At 71.4% G+C, this 18241-nt stretch carries 18 protein-coding genes and 1 pseudogene; 6 read left to right on the forward strand and 13 right to left on the reverse strand.

Features of this window, described 5'->3' with window-relative positions; genetic code table 11:
* The first annotated feature begins 44 nt into the window (after positions 1 to 44).
* From ACFYZ8_RS18320 to ACFYZ8_RS18345, 6 genes and pseudogenes are all read left to right on the forward strand, one after another.
* Positions 45 to 1190, forward strand: a complete 1146-nt coding sequence (locus ACFYZ8_RS18320) for an LLM class F420-dependent oxidoreductase (RefSeq protein WP_388529989.1) — start codon at positions 45 to 47, stop codon at positions 1188 to 1190.
* Complete coding sequence (locus ACFYZ8_RS18325) at positions 1177 to 1887, forward strand: alpha/beta fold hydrolase (protein ID WP_359036461.1); 711 nt, start codon at positions 1177 to 1179, stop codon at positions 1885 to 1887. The genes ACFYZ8_RS18320 and ACFYZ8_RS18325 overlap by 14 nt, the downstream gene beginning before the upstream one ends.
* Positions 1888 to 1910: 23 nt before the next feature.
* A complete protein-coding gene (locus tag ACFYZ8_RS18330) occupies positions 1911 to 2735 on the forward strand; it encodes an SDR family oxidoreductase (protein WP_388529986.1) in 825 nt (274 codons plus the stop codon).
* A gap of 55 nt (positions 2736 to 2790) precedes the next feature.
* Positions 2791 to 5433 carry an amino acid adenylation domain-containing protein gene (locus ACFYZ8_RS18335; RefSeq protein WP_388529983.1) on the forward strand — a complete coding sequence of 881 codons (2643 nt, stop codon included), beginning with the start codon at positions 2791 to 2793 and terminating at the stop codon, positions 5431 to 5433.
* 85 nt (positions 5434 to 5518) lie between these two features.
* Positions 5519 to 5599: pseudogene (locus ACFYZ8_RS18340) on the forward strand (IS5/IS1182 family transposase); the annotation flags it as partial.
* Positions 5600 to 5795: 196 nt separating this feature from the next.
* A complete protein-coding gene (locus ACFYZ8_RS18345) occupies positions 5796 to 6170 on the forward strand; it encodes a hypothetical protein (RefSeq protein ID WP_388529981.1) in 375 nt (124 codons plus the stop codon).
* 59 nt (positions 6171 to 6229) lie between these two features.
* On the opposite strand, the gene hypE is transcribed toward ACFYZ8_RS18345, so the two are convergent.
* The 13 genes from hypE to ACFYZ8_RS18410 form a co-directional block, all read right to left on the reverse strand.
* Positions 6230 to 7309 (reverse strand): hydrogenase expression/formation protein HypE, encoded by a 1080-nt coding sequence (hypE, locus tag ACFYZ8_RS18350; RefSeq protein WP_388529978.1) that lies wholly within the window; start codon positions 7307 to 7309, stop codon positions 6230 to 6232.
* Positions 7302 to 8429 (reverse strand): hydrogenase formation protein HypD, encoded by a 1128-nt coding sequence (gene hypD / locus ACFYZ8_RS18355; RefSeq protein WP_388529975.1) that lies wholly within the window; start codon positions 8427 to 8429, stop codon positions 7302 to 7304. The genes hypE and hypD overlap by 8 nt, the downstream gene beginning before the upstream one ends.
* Positions 8426 to 8734, reverse strand: a complete 309-nt coding sequence (locus ACFYZ8_RS18360; RefSeq protein WP_079072410.1) for a HypC/HybG/HupF family hydrogenase formation chaperone — start codon at positions 8732 to 8734, stop codon at positions 8426 to 8428. Before ACFYZ8_RS18360 ends, hypD begins: the two co-directional genes overlap by 4 nt.
* 31 nt (positions 8735 to 8765) lie before the next feature.
* On the reverse strand, positions 8766 to 11162 hold the full coding sequence (hypF, locus tag ACFYZ8_RS18365) for a carbamoyltransferase HypF (RefSeq protein ID WP_388529971.1): 2397 nt from the start codon (positions 11160 to 11162) through the stop codon (positions 8766 to 8768).
* On the reverse strand, positions 11159 to 11914 hold the full coding sequence (gene hypB / locus ACFYZ8_RS18370; RefSeq protein WP_388529968.1) for a hydrogenase nickel incorporation protein HypB: 756 nt from the start codon (positions 11912 to 11914) through the stop codon (positions 11159 to 11161). The genes hypF and hypB overlap by 4 nt, the downstream gene beginning before the upstream one ends.
* A 3-nt stretch (positions 11915 to 11917) precedes the next feature.
* Entirely contained in the window at positions 11918 to 12319 is a 402-nt protein-coding gene (locus ACFYZ8_RS18375) for a hydrogenase maturation nickel metallochaperone HypA (protein ID WP_388529965.1), read from the reverse strand.
* Positions 12320 to 12464: 145 nt separating this feature from the next.
* On the reverse strand, positions 12465 to 12569 hold the full coding sequence (locus ACFYZ8_RS18380; RefSeq protein WP_371563411.1) for a DUF6893 family small protein: 105 nt from the start codon (positions 12567 to 12569) through the stop codon (positions 12465 to 12467).
* Positions 12570 to 12580: 11 nt separating this feature from the next.
* Positions 12581 to 13123 (reverse strand): hydrogenase maturation protease, encoded by a 543-nt coding sequence (locus ACFYZ8_RS18385; RefSeq protein ID WP_388529962.1) that lies wholly within the window; start codon positions 13121 to 13123, stop codon positions 12581 to 12583.
* Entirely contained in the window at positions 13120 to 14550 is a 1431-nt protein-coding gene (locus tag ACFYZ8_RS18390) for a hypothetical protein (RefSeq protein ID WP_388529959.1), read from the reverse strand. The genes ACFYZ8_RS18385 and ACFYZ8_RS18390 overlap by 4 nt, the downstream gene beginning before the upstream one ends.
* Complete coding sequence (locus ACFYZ8_RS18395; RefSeq protein WP_359036484.1) at positions 14547 to 15233, reverse strand: DUF6084 family protein; 687 nt, start codon at positions 15231 to 15233, stop codon at positions 14547 to 14549. Before ACFYZ8_RS18395 ends, ACFYZ8_RS18390 begins: the two co-directional genes overlap by 4 nt.
* Positions 15230 to 15871: a DUF5947 family protein gene (locus ACFYZ8_RS18400; protein ID WP_388529956.1), complete on the reverse strand. Its 642-nt coding sequence runs from the start codon at positions 15869 to 15871 to the stop codon at positions 15230 to 15232. Before ACFYZ8_RS18400 ends, ACFYZ8_RS18395 begins: the two co-directional genes overlap by 4 nt.
* Entirely contained in the window at positions 15868 to 16386 is a 519-nt protein-coding gene (locus tag ACFYZ8_RS18405) for a hypothetical protein (protein WP_388529953.1), read from the reverse strand. Before ACFYZ8_RS18405 ends, ACFYZ8_RS18400 begins: the two co-directional genes overlap by 4 nt.
* The gene (locus ACFYZ8_RS18410; RefSeq protein WP_351992202.1) at positions 16383 to 18167 is read right to left on the reverse strand and encodes a nickel-dependent hydrogenase large subunit; all 1785 of its coding nucleotides are present in this window, start codon (positions 18165 to 18167) and stop codon (positions 16383 to 16385) included. The genes ACFYZ8_RS18405 and ACFYZ8_RS18410 overlap by 4 nt, the downstream gene beginning before the upstream one ends.
* Positions 18168 to 18241 lie beyond the last annotated feature (74 nt).

Here is an 18241-nt window from a genome sequence, read left to right on the forward strand (position 1 = left end):
CGGCAGGAAGCCCGCAACCGGCCCGCGCCCGCACAGGAGCCCCCATGCCCGTCCCCACGCTGCGTCTCGGCCTCAACCTCGGCTACTGGGTCGGCGGCAACGACGCCTCCAGCCTGCCGCTCGCCTCCCTGGCCGAAGACCTCGGCTACTCGGCGGTGTGGGTCTCGGAGGCCCACGGATCCGATGCCGTCACCCTGCTGTCCTGGATCGCCGCCCGCACCTCCCGCATCGACGTCGGCAGCGCGGTCCTCCAGATCCCCGCCCGCTCCCCCGCGATGACGGCGATGACCGCCGCCACCCTCGACACCCTGTCCCACGGACGGTTCCGGCTCGGCCTCGGTGTGTCCGGGCCGCAGGTGTCGGAGGGCTGGCACGGCGTCAGGTTCGCCTCGCCACTGGGCCGGACCCGTGAATACGTCGACCTCGTGCGCCAGGCCTTGTGCCGGAAACCCCTGGCGTACGAAGGCCGCCACTTCACCCTGCCGCTGCCGGACGGCCCCGGCAAAGCACTCACCCTCACCATCCAGCCACCGCGCGAACGGATCCCGGTCTACCTCGCCGCACTCGGGCCGAAGAACCTGGAACTGGCCGGGGAGACAGCCGACGGCTGGCTGCCGGTGTTCTTCGCCCCCGCCCACGCCGCCCGGCAACTGGCGCCCCTCAAAGCAGGCCTGGCGAAATCCGGACGCACCCTCGCCGGGTTCGACATCGCCCCCGGCGTCCCCCTGGTGACCGGCGCGGACTGGCGTGCCTGCGCCCGGCGGGTGAGGGGATACGCCGCGCTCTACCTCGGCGGCATGGGCGGACCGACCGACAACCACTACACCCAGCTGGCCGAGCGCATGGGCTTCGGCCCCGCGGCCCGTACCGTCCAGAAACTGTTCCTGGCCGGCGACTACCCGGGCGCCATGGCCGCCGTACCGCTCGAATTCCTCGACGCCACCTCACTGCTCGGGCCCCGGGAACGGATCGCCGAGCGGATGACGGCGTTCGCCGAGGCCGGTGCCACCACGCTCAACGTCATGCCCGTGGGCCCCGGCCTGCCCGGCCCGGACCGCGCCGCCTCCGCGCTGCGGATCGCCGCCGAAGCGGCGGAACGCGCAGGCCTGCTCACCACCGCCCCCGTGACTCACGGCCCACGAGACCGACCCGACGCACAAGGAGACACCCGCATCCATGACCACGCGTGACACGACCAAGCTGATCTGCTTGCCGTACGCCGGAGCCGGCGCCTCGTTCTATCGCCCCTGGACGGCACTGGCCGGGGACGGGGTGGAGATCCTCGCCCTGCAACTGCCGGGCCGGGAACGGCTGATCGACGAGGAGCCGTACCGGGACGTGCAACAAGCCGTCGACAGGCTCGCCGCCGAGGCGCTGGACAGGCTCGGCGGCAGTGGCGGCAGGGTCGCCCTCTTCGGACACAGCCTCGGCGCGGTGCTCGCCTACGAACTCGCCCACCGGCTGACCGCGGCACCCGGCGTCGAACTCGTCCACCTGTTCGTCAGCGGTTCGCCGGAGCCGGCCCGGGGCCGCGCACAGCACGCCACCGGCCTCACCGACGAGGACTTCCTCGCGCGGGTGGGCGAGTTCGCCGGGTACCACCATCCCGCACTCGACGACCCGGAGATGCGCGAGATGATCCTGCCCGCGCTGCGCGCGGACGTCGAGATGCACGAGACCTACGTCCCCTCCACCCGGCTTCCCCTGGACGTGCCCCTCACCGTGGTCCGCGGCGAGGACGACGACCTCGTCGGCTACGACGACGCGGAGTCCTGGAGCAAGGTGGCGGGCCGCGACTTCGAGCACGTGGAAGTCCCCGGCGGCCACATGTACCTGACCGACGCCGCACCCGCGTTGGTCCGGCTGATCGTCTCGACCGTGCTGTGATCCCCCACTCCAAGGAGTATCCGATGCGTCTGCACGGCAAGTCGGTCCTGGTCACCGGTGCCGCCCGTGGACTCGGACGGGCGATCGCCCTGGCCTGCGCCGCCGAGGGCGCCGACCTCACGCTGCTGGACATCTGCGCCGACCTGCCCGGCGTGCCCTATCCCCTGGGCACGCCCGGCCAGCTGGACCACACGGCCACGCTGTGCCGCGAGGCCGGTGCCGCCGTCCTCACGGCCCCGGCGGACATCCGCGACCTCATGGCCGTACGCGAAGCCGTGACCAGGGCGCAGGACCGCTTCGGCCGGATCGACGTGGCCGTGAACAACGCGGGCATCGCCGCGCCCTCCGGCAAACCGGTCCACGAGATCGACGAGGCCGAATGGTCCCTGATGATCGACGTCGACCTCTCCGGCGCCTGGCGAGTGATCCGCGAGGTCGGCAGGGCGATGAGCACCCTGCGCGCCGGAAGCATCGTCAACGTCGCCTCCACCGCGGGCCTCGTGGGCTACCGGCACTTCGCCGGGTACGTCGCCGCAAAACACGCCGTCATCGGCCTCACCAAGGCCGCCGCCCTCGACTACGCCCCCACGAAGGTGCGCGTGAACGCGGTCTGCCCCGGCTCGGTGCGCGACGATCCACAGGCCGAGGGACGCATGCTGGCCGAGATCGCACGGGCACTGGAGGTGCCGGTGGACGAACACGAGAAGACCTTCGTCGAGGCCCAGCCCATGAACACGCTGATCGAACCCGAGGACGTCGCCGCCGCGGTCGTCTTCCTCGCCTCCGACGCATCCCGCCGGATCACCGGATCGGTCCTGACCGTGGACGGCGGATTCAGCGCCCGCTGATGTCGCCCGCCTCGCCCCGACCCGCAACGCCCCTTCTCCGACAAGGAGTTGCTCCGTGCCAGCTTCTCTCCACTCGGCGGCCCGCTGCCACGCGGTGCGCGTCCGTTCGGACCGCTTCCGGTACCCGGCGGTGCCGCCGGGGCTGTGGGTCGAGGACGTGCCGGTGCCGGCGGCGGACCCCCTCGCCGAGCGCCGACGCACCGTCGAACTCGCCCGCCCGGCCGACGAACCACGCAGGGTCCTGCTGCGCTACGCCGACGGCGCCTGTGATCTGATCCTGGTGGCTCCGCGCGATCAGTGGGACCGGACGGCGCTCGGCAGACTGGCGGCGGGCGAGCCCACCGAGGGACACAGCGCTCGCGCCCGCCCCACCGTGCCAGCGCCCGCTCCCTCCTGGGGCCTGGGCGACGACGGCCCGTCCGTCCCCCACCTGTTCTCCCTGGCCGACGGAGGCGACGAGTCGAGCTGGCTCACGGCCCTCGCCGTCACCCTGCGACGCTACGACCCCGAGACCACACCCGTCCTCGGCACGGACCACGGCACCTTCACCGTGCCAGGAGCCCCGACCCTCCGCGAGCTGACACCCTCCCCCGCGGACGGTCCGGTGCTCGCCGGACTGCTCTTCGGCGAGGCGGAACTTCCCGGCGCGTATGTGCCGTGTCTCGCACCGCCGTTCCCGCTCACCCTGTCGGTGTTCCGGGACGCCGACGGCTGGCGGCTGCGCTGCGACCACCTGGCCGGCCACGTCTGCACCGAGATCGCCGCACAGTTCACCCGGCACCTCGTACGGGTGCACCAGCACATCCTCGACTCCCCCCGGACCGCGGTCGACGACATCGACCTGCTGGACGACGCCGAGCGCGACCGCGTCGCGGCGCTCGGCCGTCCCACCCGCCCTCCGGTCACCGTCCCCATGACGGTGCCCGAGGCGTTCGCACAGATCGCGGCGCTGACCCCCGACCGCGTCGCCGTGACCGAGTCCGGCGCCGGCTTGACGTACCGCGAACTGGATGAGCGTTCCGCCGGGATGGCGCACGGCCTGCGGACACGGGGAGTGGCCGCCGGCGACCGGGTGGGCGTGTGCCTGGAACGCTCGGCCGAACTCGTCGTCACGCTGCTCGCCGTGTTGCGGGCCGGCGCGACCTATGTGCCGGTCGATCCCGCCTACCCGGCGGACCGCATCGCCCATACGGCACGGGACGCGGGCGTGGGGGTGATGATCACCAGGCTGTCCGAGTTCCCGGAGATCAAGGGTTGCCGGCCCTTGACGCCGGACGAACTGCTCGAAACGGCCGCGGAGTCGGCCGAATCCCTCGTGCCGCGGGCTGCCGTCACCCCGGACACCCCGGACACCCCCGACGCCGCTGCCTACGTCATCTACACGTCCGGCTCCACCGGCCGGCCCAAGGGGGTCGAGGTACCGCACCGGAACGTCATCGCCCTGATCGACGCGACCCGTGACGAGTACCGGTTCGGGGCCGACGACGTGTGGACGTGGTTCCACTCCAGCGCCTTCGACTTCTCGGTGTGGGAGATCTGGGGCTGCCTGCTGACCGGCGGACGACTGGTCGTGGTGCCGTACTTCGTCTCCCGGGAACCCGACCGCTTCCGCGACCTGCTGGTGTCCGAGAAGGTCACCGTGCTCAGCCAAACCCCCTCAGCCTTCGCCCAGTTGCTGGACACGGACCACTCGCAGGTGGCGGTCCGGCTGATCGTCTTCGGGGGTGAACCGCTCGACGCACGGATGCTGCTGCCCTGGTTCGACCGGCATCCGGAGTCGGTCTGCCGACCGGTCAACATGTTCGGGATCACCGAGACCACGGTCCACGTCACTCAGCAGACCCTGACCAGGCGGCTCGCGCTGACGGCCACCCGCTCCGTCGGCCGTGCCCTTCCCGGCTGGCACCTGTACGTCACGGACCCGGACGGACGGCTGCTGCCGCCGGGCATCGCGGGCGAGATCTGCGTCGGCGGCGCCGGAGTCGCGCTCGGCTACCTCGGCCGGCAGGACCTGACCGCCCACCGCTTCGTCCCCGACCCCTTCACCGACGGCACGATGTACCGCAGCGGCGACCTGGGACGCCTGCGACCCGACGGCAGGCTCGAACACCTGGGACGCATCGACAACCAGGTCAAGATCCGCGGCTTCCGGATCGAACTCGACGAAATCCGCTCCGTCCTGCTGGAGGACCCGGACGTCCGCTCGGCTGCCGTCACGGTCCGCCGCGAGGACCCGACCGACGCCGCCACCGCGAGGATCGACGCCTACGTGACCCTGTCCTCCGGTGGCGACCCCGCCGCCGTCCGCAAACGGGCCTCAGGCATCCTGCCCGACTACATGCTCCCCGCTACCGTCACGCCCCTGCCCACCCTCCCCCTGACGGCCAACGGCAAACTCGACACAGCACGGCTACCCACACCCACAGCCCCCGCCCGCCACGTCGATCGGGTCACGTCCGGAGACACCCTCACCCAGCAACTGATGGACGTATGGAGCGAGGTGCTGGGCGTGCCGGTCGGCTTGGACGACGACTTCTTCGAACTGGGCGGCAACTCCCTCTTCGCCGTCCGCATCGGCGCCGCCCTGCGCACCCGCGGCCTCCCCGCACCGCGGCTGCGCGAGCTGTACCGCCACCCGACCATTCGACAGACCATCGCCGACCTCACGCCCTCCGACAGCCCACCGAACGAGGCCTGACACGGGTCATCGACACCGCCAAGCCAAGGCCAAGACGAGAGCAACGTCCTGTTGGACGTCAAGACTTGCGGAGTGCGACCGGGCCGGGCGGCTGCCGTGGATCTCGCCCGCAGCGCCCGCCCGTGCGCACGACCTCACCGCGGCCCGCGCCCACCGGATCATCCGGAGCCGGCCCATGGGTGACGACGGGCTTCCTTTGGATCACCGTGAAGGGCGTCCGTCGCGCTTCGGCAGCCAGACATCCACGGCAGTGCCGGAATGGGTCATGAAATGCCCAAAATATTACAAGGTGGGATAATTTACCCGACTCGGGAACGCCGTCACCGGCGTCCCCCCACTGACCGTGAAAGGCAGATCCGACCATGTCGAAGAAACCACGTTCGTCCGAGCCACCGCACGGAAAGGGTCCCAGTCGTCACCAGGGCACCGGACAGCACGGCTGGTCACCCGACGTGGACGAGACGCGCCAGCAGGACAACCCGAGCGCCGAACGCTCCTTCCGCGCCGAGCGGGCCGGCAAGCCCGGTCCGGGCCGGACGAAGTCCGCCGAGGAGACGAAGTCCGTCCCCAGTGACACGGTCGAGAGCCCGAACACAAGCGGCGAGCAGTACGGCGACGCGGACGAGAAGGGCAGGCGCGGCACCGGACCCAAGGGCCGCTCCCAGCGCCCCAGCGGCACGAAGGACGCGGCCGCCAAGACCGGCGTGGACCCCCAGGATCCGTCGTCCGGGCGCTGACCGGATCACCCCTCCGATCGGGGCCCGGACGGCAGGCTCCTCGTCGAGCGACACCCCTGTCAGCAGATCCGCGGAAGTTGCTCCCCGATCGGCAGATCGACCACCCGCGTCCCTCCCAGGCCGGTCCGCGCGACGACCATGCCGGGATGCTCCTCCACGGCCTCACCGATGATCACGGAGTCCGCGCCCAGAGGATGGGCGCGCATCGCCGCGAGGACGGCGTCGGCGTGCTCGCGCGGGACGAAGGCCACCAGCTTGCCCTCGTTGGCGATGTACATGGGGTCCAGTCCGAGAATGGCGCAGGCGTTGGCCACGGCAGGCGGGACCGGGACGTCGCGCTCCTGGATGACCACCCCGGTGCCGGAGGCCTGCGCGATCTCATTGAGTGAGGCGGCCAGGCCGCCTCGGGTGGGGTCGCGCAGGACGTGCAGATCAGAGGTGACGGCGAGCATGGCGTCGACCAGGCCCCCGAGCGCCGCGCAGTCGCTCTTGATCTCCACTCCGAACTCGAGTCCCTCGCGTACGCTCATGACCGCCACCCCGTGGACACCGATGGCGCCGCTGACGATCACGACGTCGCCGGGGACGACCCGCTGAGGACGCAGATCGACGCCTGCCGGGACGAGGCCGATGCCCGCGGTGTTGATGTAGATCCCGTCGCCGTGGCCGGCCTCCACCACCTTGGTGTCCCCGGTGGCCACCTCCACACCGGCGGTGCGCGCGGCCGCCCCCAGAGCCTCGGACACCCGGGAGACCACATCCAGCTCGACGCCCTCCTCCAGGATGAATCCGCAGGAGAGGTAGGCGGCGCGGGCGCCACTCATGGCGAGGTCGTTGACGGTGCCGTTGACCGCCAGGTCTCCGATGCTGCCGCCGGGGAAGAACAGCGGCCGCACCACGTAGGAGTCGGTGGAGAACGCCAGCCGGGCACCGCCCAGGGACAGGACGGCGGCGTCACCCATCTGGGCGAGCACCTCGCCCCCGAAAGCGGGAGCGAAGATCTGCTGGACCAGTTCGGCGGAGAGCACTCCGCCGCCGCCGTGGCCCATGACGACACGCGGCCGGTCCCGCAGGGGCGCCGGACACGTCCACGCCTCGACGTCCAGGGCGGGGACGGGGAGATCGGTGGTGTCAGACAACGGGGGTCGCCTCCTGGGCCTTGGTGGCGGGCATGTCCAGCCGCCGGTAGAGGTAGTACGCGGCGCAGGCTCCCTCGCTGGAGACCATGGTGGCCCCCAACGGCGTACGAGGCGTGCACAGCGTGCCGAAGGCCTCGCACTCGTGCGGCTTGAGCAGTCCCTGGAGGACCTCTCCGCTGCGGCACTCGGCCGGCTCCTGGGTGCGGATGCCCTCGACGGAGAAGCGGTGCTCGGCGTCGTAGGCGCGGTATTTCGGTGCCAGCCGCCAGCCGCTCTGCGGGATCACGCCAATGCCGCGCCAGGCGCGGTCGGTGACCTCGAAGACGTCCTCCAGCATGGCCCGGGCGGCCGGGTTGCCCTCCGCGCGAACGGCACGGGCGTAGGCGTTGTCGACGGTGTGCTCACCGCGTTCCAGCTGCTGGACGGTACGGCGCACGCCTTCGAGGATGTCCAGTGGCTCGAAGCCCGTCACGACGATCGGCACCCGGAAGCGCTCCGCCAGTTCCGGGTACTCCCCCATGCCCATCACGCTGCAGACATGGCCGGCCGCGAGGAAGCCCTGCACCCGGCAGCTCGGCGAGGACATGATGGCCTCGATGGCGGGCGGTACGCGGACATGGGACACCAGCATGCTGAAGTTCGGGATGCCGAGCTTCCGGGCCTGATGGACCGTCATGGCGTTGGGGGGTGCGGTCGTCTCGAAGCCGATGCCGAAGAACACCACCTCGCGCTCCGGGTTCTGCTGGGCGATCCGCAGCGCGTCGAGCGGTGAGTAGACGACGCGCACGTCACCGCCCTCTCCGCGGACCTGGAACAGGTCCCGTCCGGTGCCCGGCACCCGCAGCATGTCACCGAAGGAACAGAAGATCACCTCCGGTCGGGAGGCGATCTCCAGCGCCTTGTCGATGACCTCCAGCGGGGTCACGCACACCGGACAGCCGGGCCCGTGGATCAACTCGACCTCTTCCGGCAGGAGTTGGTCGATGCCGTGCCGGATGATGCTGTGCGTCTGCCCTCCGCAGACTTCCATCAGGGCCCACGGCCTGGTCACCGTGGCGTGGATGTCGTCGAGGAGCCGTCGGGCCAGCTCCGGGTCCTGGAACTCGTCGATGTACTTCACTTGTTGCGCACCTCTTCCACCGGTTCCGAGCCCGCCGCCTCCGCCGCCGCCGTTTCCCAGGGGTCGCCGAACTCCTCCTGCAACAGGCCGAGTTCGGCGAAGAGTTCGAGCGTCTGCCGCGCCGACTCCTCGTCCAGCCGCTGCAGGGCGAACCCGACGTGGACGATGGCGTACTCGCCGACCTGGAGGTCGGGCAGATACTCCAGGCACACCTCCTTGACCACGCCGCCGAAGTCGACGGTGGCCATCCGGGTACCGTCCCGTTCCTCGATGTCCAGCACTCTGCCGGGTACCGCCAGACACATGAGCCTCTCCTCGCTGTGGTCGCGCGTTTGCTCAGTCGGTGGGAGTGGGACTGGGGGTGGCGCGTGCGGCCACCATCAGTTGGCCCAGCGCCAGGCCACCGTCGTTGGGCGGCACCAGGTGGTGCCGCAGGACCGTGAAGCCGTCCTCGCGCAGGGCGGCGGCACAGGCCGAGGAGAGCAGCGTGTTGGCGAACACGCCTCCCGTCAGGGCGACCGTGTCCAGCCCGTGGCGCTCTCGCGCCCGCGCGCACATCCGGTGCACCAGACCGGTCACACCCCGGTGGAAGCGTGCGGCGACCAGGGCAGGCTCGACACCCACGCGCAGGTCGCCGACGATCGCCGCGAGTACGGGTGCCGGATCGGCCCGTACGGCGCCGTCCCGGTTCTCCTCCGACGCGTGCAGCGCGAAGGCGTACGCGGTGGTGTCGTCGGCGGGTGCGCGCAGAGCCGCCCCCTCCAGTTCGACGGCGGCCTGTGCCTCGTATCCGGCTCGATGGCACACCCCCGCGAGAGAGGACACGGCATCGAAGAGGCGGCCCATGCTGGACGTGGGGACACAGTTCAGGTCTCGCTCCAACTGTCTTTCCAGGACGTTGAGTTCGTCGGGAGGACAGGCGGTCGTACAGGCGAGGTCGTCGGACCAGGCGATCCCGGCCGCCCTCAGATGGGCCAGCGCCATGCGGTACGGCCGGCGCACCGCGGCGTCACCACCGGGCAGGGGAACGTACGCGAGATGTCCGAACCGGGTGAAGCGGTCGTAGTCCGCGAGCAGGAACTCCCCGCCCCACACGGCGCCGTCGTCGCCGTGGCCGGTGCCGTCGAAGGCGACGCCGATCACCGGCCGGGTGCCGTCCAGTCCGTGCTCGGCCATGGCGGCGGCGATGTGCGCGTGATGGTGCTGCACGCGTACGACCAGCCGGTGCGCCGCGTTCCGGTCGGCCCATCGGGCGGAGCGGTAGCCAGGATGCCGGTCGGAGACCAGGGCCTCGGGGCGCACCCCGGTAATGGACTCCAACTGCGCCACCGCGCGCTCGAAGACCCGCTGTGTGCCTACGTCGTCCATGTCGCCGATGTGCGCCGACAGCCAGGCCTGACGGCCCGCCCCGAGACAGAAGGCGTTCTTCAGGTCTCCGCCGACGGCGAGGGCCGGCCGCACGGGCAGCGGCAGGGAGACCGGCAGCGGGGCGTAGCCGCGCGAGCGGCGGATCACCAGTGGCTCCCCGTCGCAGACGCGGACCACGGAGTCGTCGCACGGGACGTGGATCGGCCGGTCGTGCGTGAGCCAGGCGTCGGCCAGGTGCGCGAGTCGCTCCAGCGCCTCGGTGTCGTCGGTGACGATGGGCTCACCGGACAGGTTGCCGCTGGTCATGACGAGCAGCCTGGGGCCGTCGGGGTCGCCGGGCAGACCGAGCAGGAGATGGTGCACGGGCGTGTAGGGCAGCATCACGCCGAGGTCGGGGCTGCGGGGTGCCACGGCCTCGGCGGGCCGGAGGTCCCCGGGGGCGTACGACGGGTGCGGCCGCCGCCTCAGCAGGACGACCGGCCTGGCCCGGCCTTCGAGGAGGCTCCGTTCCGCCGGGCTCAGCCGGACGAGGTGACGGACGTCGTCCGCGGTCTTGGCCATGACCGCGAACGGCTTGTCCCCGCGCGCCTTGCGCCGGCGCAGAAGGGCGACCGCCTCCTGGTTCGTGGCATCGCAGGCCAGGTGGTAGCCGCCCAGGCCCTTCACGGCGAGGATCGCTCCCCGCTTCAGCAGCGTGCGGGCCTCGGTGACCGGGTCCGCCCCCTCGACATCGCCGATCCTCGCCTCCTGGGCGAGGACCAGCTTCAGACGAGGCCCGCAGGCCGGGCAGGCGACCGGCTGCGCGTGGAACCGGCGGTCGGCCGGATCCTCGTACTCCCGGGCGCAGTCGGCGCACATCGCGAACCCGGCCATGGTGGTGTTCGCCCGGTCGTACGGCACACCGGTGACGATCGTGAAGCGCGGGCCGCAGTGGGTGCAGTTGATGAACGGGTGCCGGTGGCGCCGGTCCGCCGGGGCGGCCAACTCGGCGAGGCAGTCGGGGCAGGTGGCGGAATCCGGGGAGACCAGGGTGCGGGCCGGTCCGCCGGTGCGCGAGGTGCGGATGGTGAACGCGGTGCCGCCGACGGGAGGCATCTCCCGGTGGTGGACGGACTCCACGCGGGCCAGCGGCGGTGCCTGGGCGGCGATCAGGTCGCAGAACCGGGCCACGGCCGAGGCGCTGCCCTCGACCTCCGCGACGACGCCCTCGGGGGTGTTGGTCACGTGCCCGGCCAGGGCGAGTTCGGTGGCGAGGCCGTAGAGGTAGGGCCTGAAGCCCACGCCCTGTACCACTCCCCGGACGGTGACCCGGCGGCGTCGTGGGGTGTTCTCGGCGACGGCGGTCGGAGCCTGCGGACCGCTCACGAGTGGGTGTGGGCCATGGTGCCGGTGGCCTCCGGGTGCGTGTGCGGGTGTGTGTGGTGATGGGGCTGCCGGGTCATGACCGGTGAGTGGACAGGTGTGCCGTCCATGGCGGCCAGCGCCCGGTCGAGCAGCGAGCCGACTCCCTGCCCCCGGCGTGCCGACGTCAGGATCACCTCCACTCCGGGATTGACCTGCTGCACATTCGCGCGGAACGCCGCCTCGTCGAACTCGACGGCCTCCGCGATGTCGGTCTTGGTGACGACGACCAGGTGGGCGAGGCCGAAGGCGGTGGGGTACTTGAGTGGCTTGTCCTCGCCCTCCGTCACGGAGGCGAGGGTGACCCTCAGGGTCTCCCCCAGGTCGTAGGAGGCCGGACAGACCAGGTTGCCGACGTTCTCCACGAACAGCAGCCGGGTGTCGTCGGGCAGCCACCCGTCCAGGTGCCCGGCGAGCATCCCCGCCTCCAGATGGCACAGTCCGTCGGTGAGCACCTGCTTGACGGGGACCCCCGAACGCGCCAGCCGGGCCGCGTCGTTCTCGGTGGCCAGATCGGCGCTCAGCGCCGCGACGGGAACGGCCCGCTCGCGTGCCCGCAGCAGTTCGCGCTCCAGCAGCGCGGTCTTGCCGCTGCCCGGACTGGACAGGAGGTTGACGAGCGCGATGCCTCGAGCCGCGAGGTGCGCGCGCAGTTCGTGGGCGCTCGCGTCGTTCTTCGCGAGTACGGCCTGCCGCAGGTCGACGACACGGCACATGGTTCAGCGCTCCTCGGAGATCGGTTCGCGGGTGGGCGTGTGCGCGGGGCCGAGGCCGTCCTCCCAGTGCACGTCGACGATCTGCAGTTCCCGGCCCGCGAGCAGGTCGGTCCGCGTACCGCCGCACGCCGGGCAGGTGAGCCGGGGCGGCATGCCGACGGCCCATTCGTGTGCGCAGGGGGTGCAGCGGGCTCGTCCGGGCACCGCTTCGGTGATCAGATCCGCGCCTTCCAGCAGGGTTCCGGCGCAGGCCAGTTCGAAGGAGAAGGCGAGTGCGTCGGGTACGACACCGGCCAGTTCGCCCACCTGGAGCCGTACCGATCGCACCGCCGTGACGTCCTTGGCCCGTGCGGCGGCCTCTTCCACCTGGTCGACGACGGCCAGCGCGATGGACATCTCGTGCATGGTTTCCGTCCTTCCGTCCGCGGCTGCCTCCGGTCGGCCTTCATTAGAGGCGCGCGCGGCCGGGTCGCACGGCCCGGCACGCCGTGGCCGGCCGGCGGGTACGCCGTTCGACCCAACCGCGCGGCACACCGGTGGCGGCCACGATTCACATGCGTCTGATGCGCAGGTAGCGCCTCAGGTCGGGAAGTACCTCGACGACGACAGCGACCATGGCGGCGACGGCCGCTCCACCGATGACGATCTTCTTCATCCCGTGTCTCCTCATGTCGGAGCCTCAGCGGTTGAGGCCTGCGCCACGGACGGCTCGCCGTCCCGCAGCAGCTCTTCGATCAGCCGGACGGCCTCCGGTACGGCATCGGACACCGGTGGGCTGAGACCGATGCCCTCGTCCACCGAGGCCGGTTCGCATCCCACGACCAGGACGCGGCGTGGTGGCTCGCCGCCGGTCCCGGCGCACAGGGTGCCCAGCAGCGCCAGGACGGCGTCCGGGGTCATCCGGTGGCCGTCCATCGTGGCCGCGGGGGGCGAAGGGCTCCCGCCGATGTCGTGTTCGATCACGTACAGCGTGCCGGGGTCTTCGCCGCGTGCCGTGGCGTCCACGAGAACGAGGGTGTCGTAACCGTCCAGCAGCTGATAGGCGAGGTGCACCCCGCGCACCCCGATGTCCACTACCTCGATGTGTCCGGGCAGGTCGCGGTCGGCGAGCCGGCGGACGGTCTCCACACCGAAGCCGTCGTCCCCGAGGAAGACGTTGCCGATGCCCGCCACGAGCGTCCTTGGGCACGGCGGTGGGGGAAGGTTCATACGTCGTCCTCCAGCGGTGTGACCTCGTCGGGCTGGAAGTACAGGAACCGTCCCTGCTCGCGGCGGACGTCGGCGCCCGGGTCGCCCTCGACGGTGACCGCCAGGTGCACCCCGCCGTCCACGTCGTGCAGCACCGCTTCGACCTTCGCGGTGCGGCCCCGCAGGAAGATGTCCTGCGCGTCGGTGCGGCGCAGGCCCGGGTTCAGTTCGACGCGGCTGCCCTGGCCCACCGACCGGCCGTCCACGACCACCCGGTCCTGCGCCGGGTCGAAGCCCGCGTCGCTCGCGGGGTCCCACCAGGGGGTGTCCGGCCGCATCACCCCGTATTCGTCGGGGAAGCCGCCGTCCGGAGCGGCGGGGCCGGGACCGGTCACCTCGCGCAGGCTCCGCACCGCCCCGTGCAGACGCTCCAGTACCTCGGGCGGCATCGAGTCCGCCAGTTCGATCACGGCGGCCGCCCGCTCGTCGGTGCCCCGGGCCTCGCGTTTCTCCTCGTCGGTGAGGGCCGCGGTGCGCAGCGCGAGGATCTCGTCGATCTCCAGGGCGTCGTAGAGCGCCCCGGGGCTCTCCGGCGCGATGGCCGGATGGTCCTCCAGGATGATCGGCGAGGACAGCACGAGGTCGGCGCGGCCGGGTTCGCCGGCGAGCACGGGCCAGGTGTGCAGATTGCGGCAGGCGGCGACCGCGCCCTTCGCCCACTCGGGAGGATCGGTCATCGACAGGAACGACCCGGCGCTGAGGGCCATGAGGAGGTGGCTGGCCACCAGTGAATGCGGCAGCGCCGCCTCCCGGTCCGCGCCGCGGCCCTCGGGCGGTGTCCAGTCGCTCGTGTTCTCGACGACGGCGGTCAGCCGCAACACCCGGTAGGGGCCGTCGAGTTCGCGGGCGGACAGCCGGACCCTCCCGCTGATCTCCTCGCAGCGCCGGACCAGTCGGCCAACCGCGCGGCCGGCCTCGTCCAGGACCGGCTCGGTGTCCTCGCGGGCGGGGAGCCGGAAGGGGTACGTGACGCCGTCGCCGAGGAGTTCGTCGACCGACGCGACCACCTCGACGCGCTCCTGGCCTCCCTCGTCCCAGGGCACCAACACCCGGTCGCTGAGGCGGAGTTCGGGAACCGTGTCGTAGCCGCCGTCCGGGCGGGCCTGCTGCACCGTGCGCCGTCGGGCACGCAGGAAGCGCACCTCGACCGAGACGGTCGCCCCCGCCTTCGGTTCCATCAGGCATTCGGTGTGCTGGAAGTCGTGTTCCTCGCACTCGGCGCCCCAGCCGGGCGGCACGAGCACGCCGAACTGCCAGCGCATCCGGTTCTTGGCCGCCGAGGCGCGGTACGGGTAGAGCACATAGCCCTCGAAGAGGACGGCGTCGGCCACCTGCCGGGCGAGGGCGAAGCGCTCCTCGGTCTCGGGGGCGAACGCGCTCACGGTCACGGATCGGTCCTTCCGGTGGTGGCGGTGAGGGCGCGCAGCGGGTCGTGCGCGGGCGGGTCGGCACCCTCCTCCAGCAGCGCCGCGACGGTCGCCTCCCAGGAGGGCAGGGCGTGCCGGGAGCGGTAGGCGAGGAGGGCGTCCATGGTGTCGCGGGGCAGCCGGATCCAGCCGCAGCCGGGGAAGTGCTGCTCGACCATCTCCCGCCAGGCGGTGACGGGCATCCGGAAGGCCGCCTCGCGGTCCCACGGGACGGGCTCCACCTGGAAGCCGCCGTCTCCGGTGAACGCCGTACCGGAGAAGAGCATCAGCAGGGGGACCTCGCCGTCGGTGAGGGCGGTGAGGTAGCGGGTGGCGGCGATGTCCATGTCGTAGGTGCAGGGCACGACGAGGTCGGTCTCGATCTCTCCGGTGAAGCTCGGGACCATGACCGCGACCTGGGCGAACTGCACCGGCTGGAGCGTGCTGCCCCAGCGTGAGCGTTCGCCGAAGAGGTCCGCGAGACCGTCGGCCTCGGCGGGCGCGTAGCCGCGGCGGGCGGGTTCGATGCGGATCTGGCAGCGCAGTGCGAGGGCGTGCACGCGCGCGTTGTCGCCGGCGGTGACGCGCAGCCGGAAGACGAGGGTCGGTCCGGCGGCGTACTGGTCGGCGCGGACGCCGGTGCAGGCGAAGGAGAACGCGGTCACGGGTGACCCACCTCGCCCACGGGCCGGACGCGTCGCGCGACGTCCGCGAAGAACGCGTCCAGCGCGGCGCGGGCCTCGGCTCCACCGTCGAAGCCCTGCCACAACAGGCGCATACGGCCGACGAGTTCGTAGCAGATGTCGATCGGTACGAGGTGGCACTCGAAGCGGCCGTCGGTGCGGCGCAGCAGCAGCGCCTCCACGTCGGGTTCGAGCAGTTCGACGAGGCGGCTGTCGCCGAGGACGTCCGTCCAGGTGGCCGGTTCGAGTTCGCTCTCGGTGGCTCCGGCCGGGCTCGGGTAGAGGGCGACCAGCCGGTCGAGCGCCGCGTTGCGGAAGAGGAAGGCGACGCCGACCGGGATCTGCAGCGCCTCCCACGCGCTCTCGTCGAGGCGGTGTCCGGGGTCGGTGAGGTAGCGGGCCGGGACCGTGCGGAAGCGGCCGGCGGCGGCGCCCGGCTGCTCCATCAGCAGCGCGCACGGAGGGCAGGCGCAGACGAGGGCGCGTTTCTCGGTGTCGACGAGATGACGGTGGCCCGCCTCCACCGCCACGGCGCACAGCTCGCACCGCTCGGGCTGCGGAGGCCTCTCGGTGAGGAACCTCCGCAGGCCGGGCGTGCGCGTCGCCGGGGACGCCGTCATCGGGCCCCCGTCGGTGCGGTGCCGATCTGGAGGAGCGTCGGCCCCGCCGGGGCGGTCTGTACGTCGACCGCTCTGACCTCCGGTGCGAAGCAGGCGAGCGCCGCCTCCGCGGCCTCCCGGGCACCCGTGCCGGAGCCGCAACCGCAGCCGCCGGCCTCCCGGGCCCGCACGGTCAGGGTGCCGCTCTCCTCGTCGAAGCCGACCACCTCCAGGGGGTGGTCCCGGACACCGTCGAGGGCGCGGGCGATGCGGGTGTCGCGGTCCTCGGGGTGCAGGTCGTGCAGGACGAGCAGGCTCGCGACCAGGTCGTCGCCCAGGAGGCGTGCCGCCGCTTCGCCGGGAGCGCCGGACAGCAGCTGGAGGATGCGGGCGAGGCCGGCACCGTAGAAGTCCATGAGGGAGCGAACGAGTTCCTCCGCGGCCTCGGCGGCGGCCGGGTCGCCGCTCTCGGCCAGCCTGTCGAGGATTTCCTCGACCCGGCGCCCGGTCTGCTCCGTGGAGCCGGCCGCGCTCATCCGCCCAGTCCGCTCAGGCCGGTGGGCACGTGCATGGACTTCACCGTCTTGCCGCCGCCGACGTACATGTGGACGCCACAGGGCAGACAGGGGTCGAAGCTGCGGACGGCGCGCATGATGTCGATGCCCTTGAAGTTCTCCGGGGTGTTCTCCTCGAAGATGGGCGTGTTCTGCACGGCGTCCTCGTACGGCCCTGGCGTGCCGTAGGTGTCCCGGACGCTGGCGTTCCAGGGGGTCGGCGGGTACGGGTGGTAGTTGGCGATCTTGCCGTCCCGGATCACCATGTGGTGGGAGAGGACACCGCGGACCGCCTCGGTGAAGCCGACGCCGATGCTCTCCTCCGGAACCTCGAACTTCTCCCAGGTCTGGGTGCGTCCGGCGCGGACCTCCGCCAGGCCCTTCTCCGCGAAGTGCAGGGCGACGGCGGCGGAGTACGCCTGGAAGTACGTGCGGGCGCGGTTGCGCTCCAGGGCGTTGGACCACTTCGGGATCTTCCACTCGAAGGTGGTCTCCGGCTTGGTCATGGTGCGGGGCAGGTTGATGACCACGCTCTGGCCGGTGGCCTTGACGTACCCGATGTCGACGAGACCGGACAGGGCGGTCGACCACAGGCGGGCGATGGGGCCGCCGCCGGTGTCCAGGGCGAGGTGGTCCTTGCCGTCGAACCAGCGCGGGGACATGACCCAGCTGTACTTGTCGTCGAAGTTCCGCTTCTGCGGGGTGGGGATGGTGTGCTGGTTCCACGGGTGGCGCGGGTCGACCGGGTTGCCGAGCGGGTCGTGGGTGACGAACTGCTCCTGGCCCTGCCAGTCCTCGTAGTAGGAGCTGCCCAGCAGGATGCGGATGCCGAGGTTGATCTCGGTGAGGTCGTTGGTGACGAGCTTGCCGTCCACGATGACACCGGGGGTGACGAACATGCGCCGGCCCCAGTCGGTCATGTTGGCGTAGGTGAAGTCGCAGTACTCGGGGTCGTTGAGCGCGCCCCAGCAGCCGAGCAGGACACGTCGGCGGCCCACTTCCTCGTACCCGGGCAGCGCCTCGTAGAAGAAGTCGAACAGGTCGTCGTGGAGGGGCACGACGCGCTTCATGAACTCCACGTAGCGCATCAGCCGGCTGAGGTAGTCCGTGAAGAGCTGCACGGAGGCGATGGTTCCGACGCCGCCCGGATAGAGCGTGGAGGGGTGCACATGGCGGCCCTCCATCAGGCAGAACATCTCGCGCGTGTAGCGGCTGACCTGGAGGGCCTCGCGGTAGAACTCGCCCTCCAGGGGGTTCAGCGAGCGCATGATGTCGGCGATCGTGCGGTAGCCGTGCTCCGCGGCGTGCGGGGCCTCGGTGCGCTCGGCGAGTTCGAGGACGCCGGGGTTGGTCTCCTTGACCATCTTCTCGCAGTAGTCGACCCCGACCAGGTTCTCCTGGAAGATGTTGTGGTCGAACATGTACTCCGCGGACTCGCCGAGGTTGATGATCCACTCGCCGAGGTGCGGGGGCTTCACGCCGTACGCCATGTTCTGCGCGTACACCGAGCAGGTGGCGTGGTTGTCACCGCAGATGCCGCAGATGCGGCTGGTGATGAAGTGGGCGTCGCGCGGGTCCTTGCCCCGCATGAAGACGCTGTAGCCGCGGAAGACCGACGAGGTGCTGTAGCACTCGGCGACTCGCTTCTGCTTGAAGTCGATCTTCGTGTGGATGCCCAGGCTGCCCACGATCCGGGTGATCGGGTCCCAGGCCATCTCCACCAGGCCGCTGCCGTCGCCGGCCGCCTTCGTCGTCGGTGCCATCTGTGTGCCGTGCCCTTCGTTGCGCGGGAGGTTCGTGTGGGGGTGCACGAAGCGGGGAGCGGATTACTTGCGGC

This window comes from Streptomyces sp. NPDC001668, from assembly GCF_042893155.1.
GTDB lineage: Bacteria > Actinomycetota > Actinomycetes > Streptomycetales > Streptomycetaceae > Streptomyces.